Genomic DNA, 13,451 nt, shown 5'->3' with positions numbered 1-13,451 from the left:
CCCCCTTTATCCAGGGCGTATTCGGGTCTCACATGTCGACATGTCACTACAGCGTGTTGCCGACATGTGACATTCTGCGGGAAGCGCGTTTGCCGAGGCTTCGGCACCGGTATTCAGGTGAAGGCTGACGTTCCACCCGGGGCGTTCGCCACGACCGTCCCGCGACCCAAAGGGGGTGGCATGTCCGCAGATCAGGGCAGCTCGAAGGTGCTTACGCTCACGAAGAGCGAGGCCGAGCCAGTGCTCGACGTCATCACGGCCGTCGAGGCCGCACCGGCCCCGGTCCTCCCGACTCCCCCGACGGTGTCCGGAGCCATCGACACCCGCACCCTGTCCCGCTCCCTCTTCCTGCGGCTCGCCGCACTCGACGAGAACAGCCCGGAGCGCGCCTACGTCCGGGACACCCTCATCGAACTCAACCTCCCACTGGTGCGCTACGCGGCGGCCCGCTTCCGCTCGCGCAACGAGCCGATGGAGGACATCGTCCAGGTCGGCACCATCGGCCTGATCAAGGCGATCGACCGCTTCGACTGCGAACGCGGTGTGGAGTTCCCGACCTTCGCGATGCCGACCGTCGTCGGCGAGATCAAGCGGTTCTTCCGCGACACCTCGTGGTCGGTGCGCGTCCCGCGCCGCCTCCAGGAGCTGCGGCTGGCCCTCACCAAGGCCAGCGACGAGCTCTCCCAGAAGCTGGACCGCTCTCCGACGGTGGCCGAACTCGCCACCGTGCTGGGCGTGTCCGAGGAGGACGTCGTCGACGGCCTCGCGGTCGGCAACGCCTACACCGCCTCCTCGCTGGACTCCCCGGCCCCCGAGGACGACGGCGGCGAGGGCTCCCTCGCGGACCGCCTCGGCTACGAGGACACGGCCCTGGAGGGCGTCGAGTACCGGGAGTCCCTGAAGCCGCTGCTGGCCAAGCTCCCGCCCCGGGAGCGGCAGATCATCATGCTGCGCTTCTTCGCCAACATGACGCAGTCACAGATCGGCGAGGAGGTCGGCATCTCCCAGATGCACGTCTCCCGTCTGCTGACCCGCACGCTGGCGCAGCTGCGCGAGGGCCTCATCTCAGACTGACCGCCCGACCCGGGCGCACCCGAGAGGGGGCGCCCGGCCAGGCCGTAGGACGACTGCGGTCAGCTGCGCTGGGCTTGGGCGGGGCGCCTACGGGGGTGCCGAGTTCGGTTGTCGGGCGGCTGCGGCCCGGTGGGGGCTGGTCGCGCAGTTCCCCGCGCCCCTAGGTGGGTGAAGTCACCCGCGCCAGGACGGACCGTCGACCACCTCGCGCACCACCAGGACCATTCGCCCCCTGCGCGCCGCGACGGACCGTCCGCCTGCTCCGGCATCCCTACGGACCGCTGGCCGCACCGTGCGCCACGACGGGCCGTTGGCCGCGTACGGCGCGCAGGGGACGGGGTGGGGGGTGCCCGCCCGCAGCGGCCGGCGTCCGTTACCGAGCACAGCCGAAGCAACAGCAACCGCCGGACCGAGGACGGACACCCCCCACCCCGGCCCCGACCCACCCACCGAACCCCACGCGCTACACCCGCCCCCACCGAAGCCGAAACGGGCCGCCGCAGGCATCAGGGGCGCGGGGAACTGCGCAAAAAACGCCCGCCCCCACCGAACCCGCACAGCCCGCCGCAGGCACAGGCACCCGCCCCGTTACTTCAGCGCCAGCCACGCCACCGCCGCGACGATCGCCACTGCGACCACCACGCCGAGGATGAGCCCGACACGCGGGCCGCCCGATGACGCGGGAGCGGTCTGCTGGCGGCGGCCCTGCGGGCCCTCGTCGACGAACGCGCGGAACATCTGGGTGCTGCCGGCGGGGTCGTGGTTGCCCTGGGGGACCTGGTTCTCAGCCATGCCCAGAGACCCTAGCGAATCCGGGAGCCGGGCCCAAGTGCGGGGCACAAGGGCGTAGTACGACCCCCCACCCGCAGGTTTACGTTCGCAATACTTGCCTTTGCCAAGTTTTTATGGCGCCCCTACCCCGTTTTATTTGCCTGTAGCAACCAAGCACGCCTATGGTTGCCCTAAGCAACGAATACGGGAGGCGTGATGGCCGAGCAGGCGCGATACGAGGAGCTGATCCGTCAGTTCAGTGCCTTCGGCGCCGTGAAGAGGGAGATCGGTCGGATGATGCCGTCCGAGTGCCCCTCCGGTTCCGCCGCCGTGCTGACCCTGCTCGGGCGCTACGGAGACATGCGCATGAGCAAGCTCTCCGAGCTGCTCGCCGTGGACATGTCCGTGACCAGCCGGCACGTGGCGCACGTCGCCGAGCGCGGCTGGATCGAACGCTCCCCCGACCCGGCGGACAAGCGCTCCCGCATCCTGCGGCTCACGCCGGCCGGCCAGGCGCTCCTGGACCAGCTGTCCCGTCGGACCTGCCGGCTGCTCGCCGAACGGCTGAGCGACTGGAGCGACGACGAGGTCACCCAGCTGACCGCGCTGATGGCCCGCCTCCGGGCGAGCTTCGACGACACCCGCGCCCACGGCCCCGAGCCGAGGCCGCCAGTTTCCCCCGTACTCGAACAGATCACCCGTACACCCGCGACCACCCAGTAAGAGAAGGAAGCCCATGGCAACGACCACACCAACCGGTGTGCGGGCTCACGCCAAGCACGGGGGAGGCGCCACCGAGCACGCCCCCATGACGCACCGGCAGATCATGGAGGCCATCTCCGGCCTGCTGCTCGGCATGTTCGTGGCGATCCTGTCGTCGACGATCGTCACCAACGCCCTGCCGCACATCATCGGCGACCTCGGCGGCGGCCAGTCCGCCTACACCTGGGTCGTCACCGCCTCGCTGCTGGCCATGACCGCGACCACCCCGCTGTGGGGCAAGCTGTCCGACCTGTACAGCAAGAAGGCGCTCGTCCAGATAGCCCTGGTCATCTACGTGCTGGGATCGGCGGCAGCCGGTCTGTCGCAGAACGCCGGCATGCTGATCGCCTGCCGTGTCGTCCAGGGCATCGGCGTCGGCGGTCTGTCCGCCCTCGCGCAGATCGTCATGGCCGCGATGATCTCCCCGCGCGAGCGCGGCCGTTACTCCGGCTACATCGGCGCGACCTTCGCCGTCGCCACCGTCGGCGGCCCGCTGCTCGGCGGTGTCATCACCGACACCTCGTGGCTGGGCTGGCGCTGGTGCTTCTACGTCGGCGTCCCCTTCGCCGTGATCGCGCTGATCCTGCTGCAGAAGACTCTGCACCTGCCCGTCGTGAAGCGGGACGTCAAGGTCGACTGGGCCGGCGCGTTCTTCGTCGCCGCGGCCGTCTCGCTGCTGCTGGTCTGGGTCACGTTCGCCGGTGACAAGTACGACTGGATCTCCTGGCAGACGTACGCGATGGTCGGCGGTTCGATCGTCCTCGGCCTGGTCTTCGTGCTTGTCGAGTCCAAGGCGCGCGAGCCGATCATTCCGCTGCGGCTGTTCCGCAACCGCACCATCACCCTGGCCTCGCTGGCCTCCCTCTTCGTCGGTGTCGCGATGTTCACCGGCACCGTGTTCTTCAGCCAGTACTTCCAGCTCGCCCGCGACAAGTCCCCGACGATGTCGGGTGTGATGACCATCCCGATGATCGGTGGTCTGTTCGTCTCCTCCACCGTCTCAGGGCAGTTCATCACCCGCACCGGACGCTGGAAGGCGTGGCTGGTCAGCGGTGGTGTGCTGGTGACGGCCGGACTGGGCCTGCTGGGCACCATCCGGTACGACACGGACTACTGGAAGATGGCCATCTTCATGGCCCTGCTGGGTCTCGGCATCGGCATGATGATGCAGAACCTGGTGCTGTGCACCCAGAACCAGGTCGACCCGAGCGACCTCGGCTCGGCCAGCTCGACGGTCACCTTCTTCCGTTCCCTCGGTGGTGCGGTCGGCGTCTCCGCGCTCGGCGCGGTCATGTCCCACCGGATCTCGCACTACGTCACCGACGGCGTCGCCGCCCTCGACCCCAAGTACCGGGCCGCCCTGTCCGGTACCGGCTCGTCCACCGACAGCATCCCGGACCTGGGCAAGCTGCCGGCCCCGGTGCGCACGCTCATGGAGAGCTCCTACGGCCACGGCATCGCAGACGTCTTCCTGATCGCCGGTGCCCTGGCGGCCGTCGCGTTCCTGATCACCCTGTTCATCAAGGAGGTTCCGCTGAAGACCAAGGGCGCACTGGCGCAGGCGGCCGGCGAGGACTCGCCGGCCGAGGCCCCCACGGAGGCCGCGACCCCCGCGGAAGCCGCTGTTCCGGCTGCCGGGCACACGCCCACCTGGGCCACGACCACCTCCGACACCGAGACCGCTCCCGACGGCACGCAGCGGCTGTCCGCCGTCGCCACCCTGACCCGCCCCGAGGAGTCCTCGGCCGGCTCCGGCGGCATCCCGGTCCGCGGCTTCGTGCGCGGCAACGAGAGCGCGCCGGTCCCACAGGCCGCGGTCACGCTGATCTCGCTCGCGGGACGGCAGCTGGGCCGGTCGGTGACCCAGGCCGACGGTTCCTACGCGGTCGAGGCGCCGAGCGTGGGGTCGTACGTCCTGATCGCCTCCGCCGACGGCTTCCAGCCGCAGGCGTCCACGGTGCTCGTGAACGGCGAGCCGGTGGCCTACGACGTCCTCCTCAGCGGCACCAGCGGGCTGAACGGGCTCGTGCGGGCCGCGCAGAGCGGGGAGCCGGTCAAGGACGCGATGGTGATCGTCACCGATGTGCGGGGCGATCTGCTGGCCACCGGGACCACCGGTGAGCATGGCGAGTTCGCCTTCGGTGAGCTGGTGCCGGGTGCGGTGACCGTCGCGGTGAACGCCGCCGGGTTCCGGCCGCGCGCACTGCCCGTCGAGGTCGGCGGCACCGGCGTCACCCGCATCGAGGTCGACCTCGACTCGGGGGCCCGCCTCCAGGGTGTCGTACGGGCGCCGCACGGTCCGCTGGCCGACGCGCGGGTCACCCTCGTGGACGCGGCGGGCAACGTGGTCGGTACCGCCACCACGGGGACGGACGGGGCGTACGCCTTCACCGACCTGGACGGCGGCGAGTACACGGTCATCGCCACGGGCTACCCGCCGCAGGCGACGGCCCTGACGGTGAACGGCCCCGCGGTCGACGGCCACGACATCGAACTCGCCCACCCCGGCGAGTAGTCCACCGACTCCGGCCCGTGGCAGGGAGCGCGCTCCGAGCGGAGGTGCGCTCCCGCCACGGGCCGGTCTTCTTCGAGGAGTTACGTGAAATGGGACTGAGCGCGAGGATCCGGACCCGGGACGGATGGGCCGTGTCGCACGCGGTCGTCACGGTGACGGACATGACCGGGACGCAGGTACTGCGCGCGGAGGCGGACGCCGAAGGGGCGGTACGGGACGGCACACCGCTGGAGCCGGGGCCGTACACCGTCATCGTCACGGCCGTCGGCTACGCGCCCGCCGCGTCGAGCGCGATCGTCACCGCGAGCGGCCGGGCCGAGGTCGGCACGGTCACACTGGCCCGTATCGGCGGGGCGGAACTTCCGCCGCCGGGACCCTGGACCGTGGACCCGGCCCACTCCGGCGTGAGCGCGGTCGCCCAGCACCTGGGCATCTCCAGCGTGCACGGCCGCTTCACCGACTTCACGGCGGCGATCGAGGTCGCCCCGGACGACGTGACCAAGTCGCGGGTGGAGGCGGTGATCCGGGCGGCATCCATCGACACGGGGAACGCGATGCGGGACGAGCACCTGCGGTCGGCGGACTTCCTGGACGTCGAGCGGTACCCGGAGATCACGTACCGGTCCACCGGGCTGGACGTGGCCGGTACGGACCGGTGGACCGTGCGGGGTGAACTGGCGATGCGTGGTGTCGTACGCCCCGTCGACCTGGACCTCGCGTACCTGGGGACGGGGGCCGACCCCTGGGGCGGGACCCGTGCCGCCTTCCGGGCCACCACCCAGCTGCGGCGGGAGGACTTCGCCATGAACTACAACCAGGTCGTGCAGGCGGGGATCGCGGCGATCGGTACGACGCTGAAGGTCGAGCTCGATGTCCAGGCGGTGCAGGGGGAGTCGCTGCCGCAGGCCTGAGGGCGTTGTCAGTGGCGGGTCGTACCGTTCTGGCATGGAGCGAACCGCGGGGGTTGGTGCTGCTCACCACGGAGTGCGCACAAGTCGGCATTAGCTCGATCGTGTGATCGTCCGCTTCCGGGCTTGCGGCGCCCTGGGCTGTCCGGGCTAGCGTGGTCGTGCGACCTGGGACACCAGGTGCGGCGTCAGCGTGCGGGGCCCCTGCTCCACCAGAGGATGGTTCAGGGCCTCCCCGTCGCCTCTGGCCGTACCGACCTGCCAGGTCGTAAGGGAACTGGCCTCCCGGGCCCGGACCACGCACAGGATGCGTGTCGCCGCCCCGGGGTCGAGTACGCCGGGGACCAGCTCGCCCAAGACCGTTCGGGGCGCGCGGCTGAACGGACTCACTCTGCTCAGTCCACAGGAACGGTGCAGGCCTACTACGCCGAGTCGGCGCAGCGGCTGGGAAGGGTATACGAGAGCGTTTCCTTCGAGTCGGTGCACGAGGCGCTGCTGGATCTGCTGGCTCAGGCGCCCGCGCGGGCGCTCACCCTGCGGCGCGGTGAGCCACCGGTGGACCGGCGGATGTTCGACATCGCGCCGGAGGAGGTCGCCGGGCACGGGGCGGACGCGGGGCTGAACCTGCTGCGGATCGTGGACGAGAAAGCGGACCGACTCGGCCGTGACGCGGTGCACTGGAACGCCGTGGCACTCCAACTAGGCTGACGTCATGGCACCGAACATTGCGACCAACAAGGCCGTCTCGCTGGACGAGTTGCTGGACTTCGTACGGCCCCGGCACCGGGCGATCCTGCTGACGCGGCGGGGGGACGGGTCACCGCAGGCCTCGCCGTTGACCTGCGGAGTGGACGACTCCGGACGGATCGTCGTCTCGACGTACCCCGAGCGGGCCAAGACGCGGAACGCGAAGCGGGACTCCCAGGTCAGCGTGATCGTGCTGAGCGACGACTGGAACGGACCGTGGGTGCAGGTCGACGGGACCGCGGAGGTCATCGACCCGCCGGAGTCCGTGGAGCCGCTGGTGGAGTACTACCGGAACATCGCCGGTGAGCACCCCGACTGGGACGAGTACCGGGCTGCGATGGTGAAGCAGGGCAAGTCGATCATCCGGGTGACGCCGGTGCGGTGGGGTCCTGTGGCCACCGGTGGATTTCCTGAGCGGTTGGCCTCGCCGGACGCCTGAGGGGCCCTGGGTCGGCGCCCTAAGCGGGTTCGACCATCGCCTCGATTCCCTTGATCCACAGGTCCAGGGCGAACGTGAAGTCCCTGTCCCTCATCTCCTCCACCGTGTCGCCTCCCCTCGCCGCCATGATCTCCTCGTTCTCCTTGAGGATCTCCGCGGCGCCGGGGGACCGGGTGGCGGTGGTCATGGCGTGGCGGAAGTAGGCCTCCTGGGTCATGCCTGCCTGTGCGGAGCGGGCGATGAAGTGGCCCTCGATGGTGCCGAAGCCGTAGACGAACTGGAAGACGGCGGAGATCGCGCCCGTGATGCCGTGTGCGGGCAGGCCGGTCTTGCGGACGACCCGGTGCACGATCCGGGAGAACGCCAGGGAGTGGGGGCCGATGTTGAGGAAGGTGCCGGCCAGCGGTGAGATCCAGGGGTGCCGGACCAGCAGGCCCCGGTACTCCCTGGCCACCGTGCGCAGTTGGTCCCGCCAGTCCTCGTCGGCCTCCGGGTCCGGCAGCTCCAGTTCGCCGAAGGCCGCGTCCAGGGCGAGTTCGAGGAGGTCGTCCTTGGTGTCGACATACCAGTAGACGGACATCGCGGTCACGTTCAGCTCGGCGGCCAGCCGGCGCATGGAGAACTTGGCCAGCCCTTCGGCGTCCAGGAGACGGACCGTCACCTCGGTGATCCGGTCCCGGTCGAGTCCCGAGGGCTGCCCGCCGCCGCGCCCGCCCCGGCGCACCTTGCCCTCCAGCCACACACTGGTCCGACTCGAGGCCTTCTGGCCTGCGTTAGGCATGGCGCACCTTTCGAGTACATCCGTCCACTTGCGAAGATGCTAGGCCTTTCCGGTGCACGAACCGTATCGGTGTGCGGCCCCGCCGCGTGGGCGCGACCAGCCCCGACGGACTCGCACCCGACGACGGTCCGAAGCCCGGAGCTCCTAGGCTCCCTCTGCCCGCTCAACCCGCCGCAGCAACACCGCGGCGACCACTCCGCCCAGCAGCACGGCGCCCGCCCCCACCAACTGGCTGCTCTCCAGTCCGGAGGCGAACGCCTCGGTGATCCGCGCCCGCTCCGCTGCCGAGTCGGCCTGCGCCAGCGCCGCCGGCAAGGACGCCGCCGCCACCGGGACCAGCGCCGCGAAGCGGGAGTTCAGCACCGCGCCGAGCACCGCGACCCCGAGCCCCTGTCCGAACTCGGCGAGCGTGCCGTTGATACCGGCCCCCACCCCCGCCTTCTCCCGAGGGATGGCGCTCATGACGGCGTTGGCCATGGCCGGCATCGCGAAGGCGACCCCGGCGCCCATGACGACCAGGCCGGCCAGCATGCCGCCGTACCCGTGACGGCCGAGCACGGCGATCGCCGCGAGGCCCACCGCCAGACAGGTCATCCCGAGGGCGATGGTGAGTGGTGTGCCGGCCCTGGGCAGGAGCTTCGCGCTGACCCCGGTGAGGTTGAGGGCGACGATGGTGAGGGCGAACGGCGCGGTCCGCAGTCCGGCCTGCAACGGGTCGTATCCGAGGACGAACTGCAGGTGCTGCGTGAGCAGGAAGAGCGAGCCCGCCATGCCGAAGGCGACGAGGATCGCGCCCGCGACGGCCCCGGTGAACCGCTGGTTGCGGAAGAAGTGCATGTCCAGCATGGGGTAGGGGGCGCGCAGTTCCCATACGGCGAACCCGGTCAGCACCACGGCTCCGACCGCGGCGGAGGTGAGGGTGGTGGCGGAGGTCCAGCCGTGGTCCGGGCCGGAGATGATCGCGTAGACGACGCTCGTCATGCCGATCGTGGACAGCAGTGCGCCGAGCAGGTCGGGGCGGTCGCCCTGCGGGTTCTTGGACTCGGGCACCAGCGCCAGGACGGCCACCAGGCCGATGGCCGCGACCGGGATGTTGACGAGGAAGATCGCGCCCCACCAGAAGTGGTCGAGCAGCACACCGCCGAGCAGCGGTCCTGTGGCGAAGCCGAGCGAGTTGACCGTCGACCAGAGGCCGATCGCCTTCACGCGTTCGCTGTCGTCGAAGATCTGGACCACGACGGCGAGCGTGGTGGTGATGAGGAGCGCGCCGCCGACGCCCATGCCCGCGCGCGCCGCGATCAGCTGTTCGCTGGTGGTGGCGAGACCGGCCACCAGGGAGCCGACGCCGAACAGGGCCAGGCCCGCCATCAGCAGCTTCTTGCGGCCGTAGCGGTCGGCGGCGCTGCCCGCGGTGAGCAGCAGACCGGACTGCACCAGCGAATACGCGTTGATCATCCACTGGATGTCGGAGGTGGCCGCGCCCAGTTCCCGGGTGAGCGAGGGGATCGCGACGTTCAGGACGGTGTTGTCGAGCAGCACGGTCAGCTGCGCGAGACAGATGACGCCGAGTATCAGCCAGCGCTGGGGATGGGCCTGGGAGACGGTGACGGATGCGGGAGCGGACATGCCGTACACCGTAGAACGTTTCCTATACGCCGTACAACAAGCTTTGCGGCCGTGGACATGGCGGAGGGGCGGCGACCCGCGTGGTCGCCGCCCCTCCGCCCTCTTCCGGTCCTGCGTCAGCCGCTCGCCTTCTGGGTGAGGTCGTAGAAGGTGGCCGAACCGACCGTCACCTTCTTGAAGGTGGCCTCGACCCACGAGGTGATCTGCGAGGACGTACCGCTGCTGCTGCCGCCCATGCCACCGCCGGAGCCGCTGGAGATGAAGTAGTGGATCCTTCCGTCCGCCACGTACTCCTTGAACTGGGCCAGCGTCGGGGACGGGTCGGTGCCGTTGAAGCCGCCGATCGCCATCACGGACTCGTCGGTGGCCAGCTGGTAGCTCGCCGCGTTCTGGGCGCCGATCGCGGCCGCCGCCCAGGTGTAGTCGTCCGCGTCGGCCTTCAGCAGCTTCTTGGCCTCGGCGGAGACGGACGCGCCGTTGAGCAGGCCGCCGACCCCGCCGCCACCGCCCATGCCGCCGCCGTCACCCGCGGTGCCGCCGGGCATCCCGCCCTGCTGGTTCTGCGTGGTGCCGTTGCCCTGGGTGTTGCCGTTCTGGCCGGGCATCCCGCCGCCGAAGCCGCCGGTGCCACCGGTACCGCCCGTGCCGCCGCCCGGGAAGCCCTGGCCCTGGGTGCCGTTGCCGTTCCGGGTCTGGCCGCCCGGGCCGCCGGTGCCGCCGCCGAAGCCGCCGCGCCCGCCGCCACCGGGACCGCCGCCCATCATGCTCGCGCCCGCGGGACCGGCCGTCGGGATGGACCCGGTGTGCGCGGAGTTCACCGTGCTCAGGGTGTACGCCGTCGGACCGGCCAGCGCGGCCACGATGCCCAGGGCCGCGGCACCGAGCGCCAGTTGCCGGCCGAGCCTGGCCACGAAGATCAGGCCGAGCGCGGCGACCAGGCCGCCGATGAGGACCAGCCACTTCAGCCAGGGCAGATAGTCGGGGGTGCGGTTGAGGAGGACGTACCCCCACGCGCTGCTCGCCACGACCGCGGCCGCGAGGGTGAGCGGGGCCCACATCTCGGCGCGCCTCTCCCACAGGATCCCGGCGCCCATGCCGACCACGGCGGCGATGTAGGGGGCCAGGGCGATCGTGTAGTACTGGTGGAAGATGCCCGCCATGAAGCTGAAGACCACCAGGGTGATCAGCAGCGAGCCGCCCCAGACGAGGAACGAACCGCGGGTCACCGACGTCCGCTTGAGCTTGCGCGTCGCCACCAGGCCCGCGACCAGCAGGATCAGCGCGGCCGGCAGCAGCCAGGAGATCTGGGAGCCGATCTCGGAGTTGAACATCCGGTTCCAGCCGGTCTCGCCCCACTGGCCGGTGCCGGTGCCGCCGCCTCCGCCGCCCACGCTGCCGGTCTCGTCGCCGCTGAGGCGGCCGAGGCCGTTGTAGCCGAAGGTCAGCTCGAGGAAGGAGTTGTTCTGCGAGCCGCCGATGTAGGGGCGGGAGGAGGCCGGCCACAGCTCGACGATCGCGACCCACCAGCCGCCGGAGACGACCAGGGCACCGGTCGCGGCGGCCAGCTGGCCGAAGCGCTTCTTCAGGGAGACCGGCGCGCAGACCGCGTACACGATCGCCAGCGACGGCAGGATCAGGAAGGCCTGAAGGGTCTTCGCGAGGAACGCGAAGCCGATCGCGACACCCGCCCACACCAGCCACTTCGTCTTGCCGTCCTCGATGGCACGGACGACGAAGTAGCAGGCCAGCGCCATCAGCAGGGCCAGCATGGCGTCCGGGTTGTTGAACCGGAACATCAGCGCCGCGACGGGGGTGAGCGCCAGCACGGCGCCCGCGATCAGACCGGCCCCGGGGCTGAACCGGCGGCGCACGGACGCGTAGACGACGGCGACCGTGCCGACACCCATGAGGACCTCGGGGCCGAGGATCGTCCACGAGTTCAGGCCGAAGATTCTGGCCGCGATCTCCATCGGCCACAGGAAGGCCGAGGGCTTGTCGACGGTGATGGCGTTGCCCGCGTCCAGCGAGCCGAAGAACATCGCCTTCCAGCTCTTGGTGCCGGCCTGGACGGCCGCCGAGTAGAAGGAGTTCGCGTAGCCGGAGGCGCTCAGGTTGTAGAAGTAGAGCGCCGCGGTGGCGAGCAGCAGGCCCCAGAAGGCGGGGCGTGCCCAGCGCGGGTCCTCGGGGCGGCCGCGCCACAGTCTCCGCGCGAAGGGCTGCTGGGGTTCGCCGGACTCGGGGGCCGGGGGAGCGACCGGCGCCTCGGGGGCCGTCGCCGCCGGACCCCACCCGGAACCCTGCCGGGTCGGATGATCGGTCTGCGTGGTCATCAGGAGTTCCTCGGGTCGGTGTCGGTCGGGCGCACCGGCTGCAACTGCACGGTGGCGTCCCTCCAGGAGCGCTGCTCCGCGGCTTCACCGGCGCGGAACTCGGTTGTCTCGTACGACGGCTGCGGCGCCGTCGCGTACTGGTGGTGCGGGGTGGGGCGCTGGGGCAGCGGCGCGTAGGGCTGCTGGGTGGAGTAGGTCGGCGAGGACGGGTGGTGGCCGGCCACCACCGTGGTGCGGGGCTGGTCGTCGTCGCGGTCGGGGAAGACCCAGGCCCTGAAGAGCAGGAAGCGCAGCACGGTCGCCGCGAGGTTGGCGGCGATCAGCACCGCCAGTTCGGTGGAGTGCGCGGGGTCGCTGCTGGCCGCGTTGAGCGCGGCGAGCGAGCCGCTGGTCAGCGCGAGGCCGATACCGAAGACGACCAGGCCCTGCGCCTGGTGCCGGACGGCGCCGCCCCGCCCGCGCACCCCGAAGGTCAGACGCCGGTTGGCGGCGGTGTTGGCGACCGCGGAGACCAGCAGGGCCAGCGCGTTGGCGATCTGGGAGCCACCGAACTGCCGGAAGGCGCTGTAGAGCACGAGGTAGAAGAGGGTCGACAGACCGCCGACGACGCAGAACCCGACGAGCTGGCGGGCCAGCCCCTTGGGCACGTCCTGGATCTCGCGGTCGCGCGGGTCGTCGCCGAACGGCCGGGTGATCCGGTCCAGCGGCAGCGATCCGCTCGCCAGGGCCTTGCCCACCCGCCAGACTCCCTTGAGGTCCTCGGTCGCCGTCTTCACGATGTGGACGGTGGAGTCGGGGTCGTCGACCCAGTCGACGGGCACTTCGTGGATACGAAGGCCCGCGCGCTCGGCGATGACCAGCATCTCGGTGTCGAAGAACCAGCCGGTGTCCTCGACGAGCGGCAGCAGGACCTGCGCCACGTCACGCCGGATCGCCTTGAAGCCGCACTGCGCGTCGGAGAAACGGGCCTGGAGCGAGCCGCGCAGGATGAGGTTGTAGGCGCGGCTGATGAACTCGCGCTTGGGGCCGCGTACGACCCGGGAGCTGCGGGCGAGCCGGGAGCCGATCGCCAGGTCGGAGTGGCCCGAGATCAGCGGGGCCACCAGCGGCAGCAGGGCGTTGAGGTCGGTGGACAGGTCCACGTCCATGTAGGCGAGGATCGGGGCGTCCGAGGCGGACCAGACGGTCCGTAGGGCCCGGCCGCGCCCCTTCTGCTCCAGCCGGAAGGCCTTGACCTCCGGGATCTCCGCCTCCAGCCGCTGCGACACCAGGGGAGTGGCGTCCGTCGACGCGTTGTCCGCGATGGTGATGCGGAACGCGTACGGGAACGTGCGCTTGAGATGGTCGTGCAGTCTCAGCACACACGGCTGGAGGTCCTTCTCCTCGTTGTAGACGGGGATCACTACGTCCAGGACAGGCGTACCGGCGTCGCCGGCCGGGAGGTGCTCCCGCGCCGGCAGGGTGCCGGGAGAAGAGTCGGTTCGCATGTGAACGACTC

The 13,451-nt window shown here is 70.7% G+C and carries 11 protein-coding genes; 6 read left to right on the top strand and 5 right to left on the bottom strand.

Translation table 11 applies throughout. From position 1 onward, the window contains the following. Positions 1-180: 180 nt before the first annotated feature. Positions 181-1,074 carry an RNA polymerase sigma factor SigF gene (locus BFN33_RS47895; protein WP_069766519.1) on the top strand — a complete coding sequence of 298 codons (894 nt, stop codon included), beginning with the start codon at positions 181-183 and terminating at the stop codon, positions 1,072-1,074. Between the two features lie 588 nt (positions 1,075-1,662). On the opposite strand, the gene BFN33_RS47890 is transcribed toward BFN33_RS47895, so the two are convergent. Further along, on the bottom strand, positions 1,663-1,866 hold the full coding sequence (locus BFN33_RS47890; RefSeq protein ID WP_069766518.1) for a hypothetical protein: 204 nt from the start codon (positions 1,864-1,866) through the stop codon (positions 1,663-1,665). Between the two features lie 195 nt (positions 1,867-2,061). On the opposite strand from BFN33_RS47890, the gene BFN33_RS47885 reads away from it, so the two are divergent. From BFN33_RS47885 to BFN33_RS47860, 5 genes are all read left to right on the top strand, one after another. Then, on the top strand, positions 2,062-2,568 hold the full coding sequence (locus BFN33_RS47885) for a MarR family winged helix-turn-helix transcriptional regulator (protein WP_069766517.1): 507 nt from the start codon (positions 2,062-2,064) through the stop codon (positions 2,566-2,568). Between the two features lie 13 nt (positions 2,569-2,581). Then, positions 2,582-5,122 carry an MFS transporter gene (locus BFN33_RS47880; protein WP_088245551.1) on the top strand — a complete coding sequence of 847 codons (2,541 nt, stop codon included), beginning with the start codon at positions 2,582-2,584 and terminating at the stop codon, positions 5,120-5,122. Positions 5,123-5,211: 89 nt separating this feature from the next. Next, entirely contained in the window at positions 5,212-6,033 is an 822-nt protein-coding gene (locus tag BFN33_RS47875) for a YceI family protein (protein WP_069766516.1), read from the top strand. Between the two features lie 408 nt (positions 6,034-6,441). After that, the gene (locus tag BFN33_RS47865) at positions 6,442-6,738 is read left to right on the top strand and encodes a hypothetical protein (RefSeq protein ID WP_069766514.1); all 297 of its coding nucleotides are present in this window, start codon (positions 6,442-6,444) and stop codon (positions 6,736-6,738) included. Positions 6,739-6,742: 4 nt separating this feature from the next. Then, complete coding sequence (locus BFN33_RS47860; protein WP_069766513.1) at positions 6,743-7,216, top strand: PPOX class F420-dependent oxidoreductase; 474 nt, start codon at positions 6,743-6,745, stop codon at positions 7,214-7,216. Between the two features lie 19 nt (positions 7,217-7,235). Here BFN33_RS47860 and BFN33_RS47855 read toward each other — a convergent pair whose 3' ends face one another. From BFN33_RS47855 to BFN33_RS47840, 4 genes are all read right to left on the bottom strand, one after another. Beyond that, positions 7,236-7,997, bottom strand: a complete 762-nt coding sequence (locus BFN33_RS47855) for a TetR/AcrR family transcriptional regulator (protein WP_069766512.1) — start codon at positions 7,995-7,997, stop codon at positions 7,236-7,238. A gap of 144 nt (positions 7,998-8,141) precedes the next feature. Further along, positions 8,142-9,623, bottom strand: a complete 1,482-nt coding sequence (locus BFN33_RS47850) for an MFS transporter (RefSeq protein ID WP_069766543.1) — start codon at positions 9,621-9,623, stop codon at positions 8,142-8,144. A gap of 116 nt (positions 9,624-9,739) precedes the next feature. Next, complete coding sequence (locus tag BFN33_RS47845) at positions 9,740-11,953, bottom strand: glycosyltransferase family 39 protein (RefSeq protein ID WP_069766511.1); 2,214 nt, start codon at positions 11,951-11,953, stop codon at positions 9,740-9,742. Then, on the bottom strand, positions 11,953-13,440 hold the full coding sequence (locus BFN33_RS47840; RefSeq protein ID WP_069766510.1) for a bifunctional glycosyltransferase family 2/GtrA family protein: 1,488 nt from the start codon (positions 13,438-13,440) through the stop codon (positions 11,953-11,955). The genes BFN33_RS47845 and BFN33_RS47840 overlap by 1 nt, the downstream gene beginning before the upstream one ends. Between the last annotated feature and the right edge of the window lie 11 nt (positions 13,441-13,451).

Origin of the sequence: Streptomyces sp. LUP47B (assembly GCF_001746295.1) — a bacterium.
Taxonomy (GTDB): domain Bacteria; phylum Actinomycetota; class Actinomycetes; order Streptomycetales; family Streptomycetaceae; genus Streptomyces.
The sequence above is the reverse complement of the archived record's forward strand: the minus strand, read 5'-3'. Positions and strand labels throughout refer to the sequence as shown.

What these genes read in the sequence shown, in the direction of transcription:
- BFN33_RS47895 (WP_069766519.1), top strand. Translation starts at nt 181, where the DNA reads ATGTCCGCAGATCAGGGCAGCTCGAAGGTGCTTACGCTCACGAAGAGC.
- BFN33_RS47890 (WP_069766518.1), bottom strand. Translation starts at nt 1,866, where the DNA reads ATGGCTGAGAACCAGGTCCCCCAGGGCAACCACGACCCCGCCGGCAGC.
- BFN33_RS47885 (WP_069766517.1), top strand. Translation starts at nt 2,062, where the DNA reads ATGGCCGAGCAGGCGCGATACGAGGAGCTGATCCGTCAGTTCAGTGCC.
- BFN33_RS47880 (WP_088245551.1), top strand. Translation starts at nt 2,582, where the DNA reads ATGGCAACGACCACACCAACCGGTGTGCGGGCTCACGCCAAGCACGGG.
- BFN33_RS47875 (WP_069766516.1), top strand. Translation starts at nt 5,212, where the DNA reads ATGGGACTGAGCGCGAGGATCCGGACCCGGGACGGATGGGCCGTGTCG.
- BFN33_RS47860 (WP_069766513.1), top strand. Translation starts at nt 6,743, where the DNA reads ATGGCACCGAACATTGCGACCAACAAGGCCGTCTCGCTGGACGAGTTG.
- BFN33_RS47855 (WP_069766512.1), bottom strand. Translation starts at nt 7,997, where the DNA reads ATGCCTAACGCAGGCCAGAAGGCCTCGAGTCGGACCAGTGTGTGGCTG.
- BFN33_RS47850 (WP_069766543.1), bottom strand. Translation starts at nt 9,623, where the DNA reads ATGTCCGCTCCCGCATCCGTCACCGTCTCCCAGGCCCATCCCCAGCGC.
- BFN33_RS47845 (WP_069766511.1), bottom strand. Translation starts at nt 11,953, where the DNA reads ATGACCACGCAGACCGATCATCCGACCCGGCAGGGTTCCGGGTGGGGT.
- BFN33_RS47840 (WP_069766510.1), bottom strand. Translation starts at nt 13,440, where the DNA reads ATGCGAACCGACTCTTCTCCCGGCACCCTGCCGGCGCGGGAGCACCTC.